Below are 6,701 nucleotides of genomic sequence, written 5' to 3' on the forward strand. Positions count from 1 at the left end.
TCCATATTCACGGGCTATTTTGTCGACAGGATAGGTTATAGAAATGCCATGAAATTATCATTTGGAATAATGGCTGCCGGGTCACTGATAGTTTTCAAATCTCCTTACTACATCACATTGCTATTAGGATTCTATCTTATTGGCTTCGGCTATGGGGTCCTGACACCAGCCACAAATAGCCACATTATGGAGGAGTATTCTCCGGAACATCTCACAAGAATGGGTATTAAACAGGCTGGTGTGCCCATGGGTGCCGCAATGGCTTCAATAGCTCTTCCATTCATTGTTCTCAGGGCCGGGGTGCCATATACATACCTTGTTGTGTCTATTTTTGCAATATTCGTGGTGCTCATTTTACCATACAGGAAAAAACATAATTCTTCGAAATTTAATGTCCGGGAATACATATCTGAGATGCTCAAGGCCGGAAAGAGCCGGAACCTTCTCATTATTGGATTCTCGGCATTGTTTCTTTCATGGTCTCAACAGTCCGTCATGACATACGATGTGCTGTATTTCCAGAAAATAAAATTCGGTACCATTATTGCCGAATCTTTCCTTATAACTGTCCTTCTAAGTGCCATATTCGGAAGAATACTGTGGACAAGGCTGGGAAACATAATATTCAGAGAAAATCATATGGCAACATTTTCAATCATCATGTTTTCTACTGCACTGGTTCTTTTGGCATTCCCGCATTTTTCATCCTACATATATTATGCTTACATTTTTTCAGTCCTAATTGGCCTCACAGCAATTTCGTGGAACGGTGTATTTGTTTCCATAATATCAGAAATAGCTCCTCCAGGACGGGTAGGAATGTTCAGTGGAATGGGCATATTGATAATAAGCCTTGGTACTATAATAGGAACACCAATTTCAGGATTAATAATAGACCATTATCATTCATATGACCTGATGTGGACTGTAATGGGATTAACAATTCTGGCTGTTTCCATAATATTATTCTTTATTTCAATGAAGATAAAATTTTCCATGCCTACGGGGAAATAAAATAATATACGGAGAAGGATTTAGCCTGACGGCTTAAGATGGTTCAAAACAATAAATGGTTATGGGAATATATGCTATAGAGAGCAATCTTATTTCCGAATATAATAGATTGGGTAGAATACCTCAAAGGGAAAAAATAATCGAATTTGTGGACGAGATCAGGATAACAGGCATAACGCAGCACCGTGAATTATTTTATTTAGTAAGGCTGAGGGTCGTTTACAACCATTTAAAAAATAAGTTTTTAAAGCCTGACAAGAAAGTGTATCGTATCACCAGATCTGACAAAAAAATTAATAGAAAATGTTTCGAAGGAAATATTAAAGGTATGCTAGCAAAAGCTTTTAATATACTTTAAAGATAACTACACAATATAAGGGAACGTGGTAAAAATAACATATTCAAAAAGAATTCAGGTTTTAGAAATTAAAATCGATGCACCGCTGAAAGATTTTAACTTTGTACAGGTGTCGTTAGGTTATTCTTTAGATGTCAACTCCCCCATTGGAACAAGGGTTCAGGCGCCCATATACAAACATATGTTGCATATATACATACCAAAAGAGCAATGGAAGTCGCAATATAAATTGTGGGACTCTTACGAAGCCGTAATAAATGATGATGGAAGTGTTAAATTAGAAAAAATATCAGAAGGTGATAACAGATGATTAGTGGTTTTGCAAATCTATCTGAAATTATATCTTCCGGTTCAATTAGCGTTTCTCAATCATTTTCTGGAGATGAGGATATAGCCACATATACACCATCTGAATTTGAAATATCGGAAATTACAGTTAACGGGAAAGTCATAAAATTTAAACAGTCATTTATATTTAAAATTTTATATGATGACCTAATATCCGGCAATTTTTATGTGGAAGACAATTTTATTTACATACACGAAAGTGATTCTGATATCAAAAAATTGAAGGATAAAGTAATAGAAGACCTGGAAATACAATGGGAAGATATTGCAATTGCACCAGACGAGGAATTAAACGAGGATGCAAGGGAACTTAAAAAATTTTTATTATCCTTAGTGTGATTTTTTTGACCACAATTAAGACTAAGAAAGTAGAGAAAGGCCTTAATGCTAAGGGATTTAAGTTAGATGTAAAACATGATCATAAAATTTTTAGGTTTTATATAGGAGAGGAAAAAACTCGGGTATATACGAAAATTAGCCATGGAGAAGTTGAAATTGGGGATCGTCTAATAGGTCTAATGGCAAGGGAACTGGGCATTAATAAAGAGCAATTTATTAAATTAATAGATTGTGGTCTAAGTTATAGTGAGTATATTAAGATATTAATAGACGATAACGTCTTTAAACAATGACTTTCTAATAAGGGTTTAGAAATTTATAATGTCAGAGAAATGTCTATTATTAAATTTTTATCTAATGTAATAAAGAAAAAAATCGGACTTAAGCTGGCATTCGTATAAGAGAGGTTAGGCTGGATATTAGAATGGAGAACTGTTAATAATATTCTTAATAAATTATAACACATTACATTATACGATGTTATTTTTATATTATAAAAACTGGATCAAGAGTATATAAATAAAAATAATTTCAATGCGATTTATCATCACTTACATTAAACCTTTATCATAATGCGGAGAGTGGGATTTGAACCCACGAATCCCTGCGAAAATGGACCCTGAATCCATCGCCTTTGTCCTAGCTCGGCAATCTCCGCTTCCTCATGGCCACAGTCTCATTATGGGCCTGTTTCAATATGTAGGGATATTTACCTTTTCCTAATAACTTTATCTTTCTTATACTTGACTCTAGGCTTATCTTGTTTCCCGGGCTTACTATTGTATGCCTGTTGATTGCATATCCAAGTTTCTCATTGTTGTAAATTATGTAATCATTATCATCCAACTTTCCCATGAGCAATGATTTGGCCACACCTATTGTTGCTCTATCCATTACAACTCCAGCAAATGTTGCCAGCCCACATTTTCTTGGGTGCAATAATCCATTTGCATCAATCAATAGTGCTCCATTTATCCCTTCGGCAAGTTTTTCGACAAAAGGGGTTTCCCGGTATCCTAGATATCCAGGTATGTAAGGAAAGTCAACTTCCATTTCAATATTTTTTATGTTATATTCTCCTCTGTCATATGATATGAGGGCACCATATCCCATACGCCCATCATAGGAAACATCTATTGCAGAAAAATTATCCTCATCTATCTCGTCTGTAAAATTAGCCATGCTTGCTATGTTTTCCTGTTCATCCTGCAATCTTTTCAAAGGATAATCTGTCTTGAAATCTGAGAAAAATCGTTCCTCGAAATTTTCAACAATCCCATTGGATATCTTGATACCATCTTTCCTTAGCCGTTTTTCCTTTTCATCCATACCGAGGGCATACTTCCCCATCCTCCTATCTGTGTGCACAACCTTGTAACATGGTATTTTATCCGGATCCTGGTTTATTGAAAGCATGTAGCCTACTGCCCTTGCCGCCCTTATGTCCCCAAGTGCTCTTGCAAGTTCTCCATAGGTTGTTATGCAGCCTTCAGGAATCTGCTTTACAAGATTATAGAAATAGTCATAAAGATTTAAATGAGTATAATTCATTGATAATCATATCTAATAGGTATAAATTATTATTGAAGCAATATTATTTCATTATAGGAATTATTCACTCATTAACTTTATATTTCAGGATTTAATAACAAGCCGATGTTCGAATCGTTCTTCTTCAAAGTTGGCAAATATGTCAGGAGAAACAAGAAGAAGGTATTAGTATTCTGGATAATATTGTTTTTGCTCATGGCATATCCGGCCACACTTATATTTAGTGACACATCATATAATCTTACTAATTCTTTAGTTACAAAGAATTCACAGTCAAGTAAGGCAAATGATATATTAACATCCCAGTTTCACGGCAATTCATCCGATCCTTCCATAATCATAGTTTCAAATAACACTTCAATAAATAATTTGACAATAAGCAGGGAAATGATTAAATTCCAGAATTCTATGGATTCATATCTAAAAAGCATCAACATAGGCTATTCCAGCACGACTAGCATTTTTACTGTAGAGAATAAGACTTTGACGGGATATTCCAGTGGTACTTATAAATTGGAAAACGGAACCAAAGGAATGATTGAATATACATTATTATTAGAAGGTAAACATTATAATGTTACAGATGCAGTTAAGAACCTTACAGAAACATCCCCTGAACATGTTGCTTTTGATAAACTGCTGGGGACATTGAATCTAACTACTCCATCCAGAATTAAAGCCTTTGTGGAAAATGTTTATAGCAATATTGGAAATTTAAATAAATCCCTGATTCCACCGGCAATAGAAAATTATACAGTAAGCCTCGTAAACAGCAGTCAGATATATTTCATAAATAATGCAAAACCACTTGCCAATCCCCTCATAAAGATCAATACACCATATTTTCAGAATTATCTGTATTCACTTTACAACAACTCTGGAAAAAACTACACATCCTTCGTTAGTGGAATAATCTATAATACAACTTACAATAAATATCCGGTACTCCCTTCAAGTTACGGCTCCTCCGCCTTAATGAACCATGGAAATTCGACGTTGCTAATGATATTTTCATACAAGGGCAGTATTAGCAAGTCTCAGCAGGCGCACATAATTTCAATGGAGAAGAGCTACAGTTCAAAAATAGCAAACAGTTCATATTATCTTGCCGGTGCTTCAGTTTCAAATAACCAACTCGCCAACGAATCTCTGCATGGCATGATTATTGCATTGATGATAGGCATAATAGTTTCAATATTCATTGTTGGTATATTCTTCAGGTCACCCGTATCTGCCTTCCTCCCATTCCTTATGTTTATATTTTCATCTGTCATAGGAGCAGGAATAAACGGGTTACTTTATAAGTACATCTTCCATACAACTATATCTTTTATCACTCCAACTTTGCTGCTTATACTGATTCTTGGTATAGCTTCCGATTATTCCGTATATATACTGGCCCGTTTCCGCAGGGAGTTAAAGGATAAAAATCCTAATGCAGTAGAGGAATCGTCCAAATGGGCAGGGCATGCAGTATTCACGTCAGGCACCACTGTTGCACTTTCTTATATCATATTATGGATTTCCAATATACCCATATTCAGCGATGCGGGACTTACAAATGCAATAGCTGCCGTGGTCACAATAATTGTTGCAAATACATTTCTAATCGCAATACTTGCACAGTGGCAGGAAAAAGCTTACTGGCCAACTAAAATTGAAAAGAACCAGAAACTGCCATTTGAAAAATCAATGGAAAAAGTTGCCCATGTAGTCTTGAACAACAGGAAAAAGGTCATAGTAATCATGGTTATAGTAACACTGGGAGCATTATTTATATATTCAACAACGCCAACTAACATGGATATTTTTGGGTTGATTCCAGCAAGCAGTGGTGTCCAGGCAACAAGTGTAATTAACAGTTCCATGCATTATGATCTTTTTGATCCCGCATATGTTATGGTAAACTTTACCTCACCTATTATGTTGGTCAATTCAACAACGGGCAGCATTCATTTCAATAGTACGGAGTATAATCAGACGCTGGCAATAGAGGATAAACTGGCATCTTCACCCTATGTGCATAGCATATCTGGACCGGGTTACCCATATGAAAAGAAGGTAAATTATACAGATCTGGTATCATCACCAGAGTACAGTAACCAGTATATAAACCAGACAGCGACTTACATAGGGCACAACCACAAATCGGTTGAAATTGTAGTGTACCTCTCCAACGTTGCATGGAGCAATCCCTCAGCAAATTTTGTCAATAGCATGCCATCAATAGTGAACAGTGCCGGTGGGGGTTCAGGCGACTATAAAGCATATGTTGGTGGAACCACGGAGTATCTCAACAATGCATATTCATTCACATCCCACTCCTTTGACAATATGGTACCACTTCTTGGCATTACAATATTCATAATTCTCCTTATCCAGCTTGCTTCCGCCCTTACGCCTGTAAGACTCATACTTATGGTTATGGCCGCTGTCATGCTGGCGCTTTCTATTACTTATGTGATATTCTATTACATTCTTCACCTGCCTGTTATTATATTCCTTCCACTCTTCGTATTTATCACATTGCTTGCTGTAGGTCTAGATTATGATATCTTTATGATTACAAAGGTTCAGGAGAATATCACAAAAGGAATGAATACCAATGATGCAGTAAAAAACTCCATTATAGAAAATGGAGGAGTAATAATAACTCTGGGATCTCTATTGTTTGCCACATTTGGTGCCTTATACTTCAGCGGATTAGGAATAATAGAGGAGATTGGTGTAGGACTTGCACTTGGTGTCCTGATAGATACCTTTGTAAGCTGGATGTTCTTCGTCCCAGCAATAATGACTGTTATGGACAGGTATAACTGGTGGCCATCCAAAATTGTAAAAGAATCCCGCACGGAAAAATAATTATACATTGCGGGACTACGGTAATATGAAGACATTCCTTAAGGTGATATTTAACAGTGAGGGTACAAAGCCCAGTGAAGTAGTGGGTAGATTAAGGTCTCTTGGATTTTCCCTTATAAAGGGCGAACAGGACATGGTTTATGACTGGCCCGATTCAGCCACAGCAGATGATGCCATATGGTTTGCAGACAAAATACAGGCAACACTTCAGGGCTTTAACGTTTACTTT

Annotated in this window: 8 protein-coding genes and 1 tRNA gene; 7 read left to right on the forward strand and 2 right to left on the reverse strand. The window is 36.3% G+C overall.

The window, feature by feature from the left end; genetic code table 11:
- The 5 genes from AMDU4_RS08600 to AMDU4_RS08620 all read left to right on the forward strand — a co-directional run.
- Nucleotides 1-1,014, forward strand: a 1,014-nt coding sequence (locus AMDU4_RS08600; RefSeq protein ID WP_021787594.1) for an MFS transporter, incomplete at its 5' end; no start/stop codon positions are given.
- Between the two features lie 61 nt (nt 1,015-1,075).
- Complete coding sequence (locus AMDU4_RS08605) at nt 1,076-1,372, forward strand: hypothetical protein (RefSeq protein ID WP_290704743.1); 297 nt, start codon at nt 1,076-1,078, stop codon at nt 1,370-1,372.
- Between the two features lie 25 nt (nt 1,373-1,397).
- Entirely contained in the window at nt 1,398-1,682 is a 285-nt protein-coding gene (locus tag AMDU4_RS08610; RefSeq protein WP_021787596.1) for a hypothetical protein, read from the forward strand.
- Nucleotides 1,679-2,059: a hypothetical protein gene (locus AMDU4_RS08615; RefSeq protein ID WP_021787597.1), complete on the forward strand. Its 381-nt coding sequence runs from the start codon at nt 1,679-1,681 to the stop codon at nt 2,057-2,059. Before AMDU4_RS08610 ends, AMDU4_RS08615 begins: the two co-directional genes overlap by 4 nt.
- Nucleotides 2,060-2,064: 5 nt before the next feature.
- Nucleotides 2,065-2,352 carry a hypothetical protein gene (locus AMDU4_RS08620; RefSeq protein ID WP_290704746.1) on the forward strand — a complete coding sequence of 96 codons (288 nt, stop codon included), beginning with the start codon at nt 2,065-2,067 and terminating at the stop codon, nt 2,350-2,352.
- Between the two features lie 280 nt (nt 2,353-2,632).
- On the opposite strand, the gene AMDU4_RS08625 is transcribed toward AMDU4_RS08620, so the two are convergent.
- A tRNA-Leu gene (locus AMDU4_RS08625) sits at nt 2,633-2,717 on the reverse strand.
- A complete protein-coding gene (locus AMDU4_RS08630; RefSeq protein ID WP_021787599.1) occupies nt 2,699-3,610 on the reverse strand; it encodes an endonuclease V in 912 nt (303 codons plus the stop codon). The genes AMDU4_RS08625 and AMDU4_RS08630 overlap by 19 nt, the downstream gene beginning before the upstream one ends.
- A gap of 105 nt (nt 3,611-3,715) precedes the next feature.
- Here AMDU4_RS08630 and AMDU4_RS08635 point away from each other — a divergent pair, with 105 nt between their 5' ends.
- On the forward strand, nt 3,716-6,472 hold the full coding sequence (locus AMDU4_RS08635; protein ID WP_021787600.1) for an MMPL family transporter: 2,757 nt from the start codon (nt 3,716-3,718) through the stop codon (nt 6,470-6,472).
- 25 nt (nt 6,473-6,497) lie between these two features.
- Nucleotides 6,498-6,701, forward strand: a 204-nt coding sequence (locus AMDU4_RS08640) for a hypothetical protein (protein ID WP_021787601.1), incomplete at its 3' end; no start/stop codon positions are given.

The organism is Ferroplasma sp. Type II, assembly GCF_000496155.1.

What these genes read in the sequence shown, in the direction of transcription:
- AMDU4_RS08605 (WP_290704743.1), top strand. Translation starts at nt 1,076, where the DNA reads ATGGGAATATATGCTATAGAGAGCAATCTTATTTCCGAATATAATAGA.
- AMDU4_RS08615 (WP_021787597.1), top strand. Translation starts at nt 1,679, where the DNA reads ATGATTAGTGGTTTTGCAAATCTATCTGAAATTATATCTTCCGGTTCA.
- AMDU4_RS08630 (WP_021787599.1), bottom strand. Translation starts at nt 3,610, where the DNA reads ATGAATTATACTCATTTAAATCTTTATGACTATTTCTATAATCTTGTA.
- AMDU4_RS08635 (WP_021787600.1), top strand. Translation starts at nt 3,716, where the DNA reads ATGTTCGAATCGTTCTTCTTCAAAGTTGGCAAATATGTCAGGAGAAAC.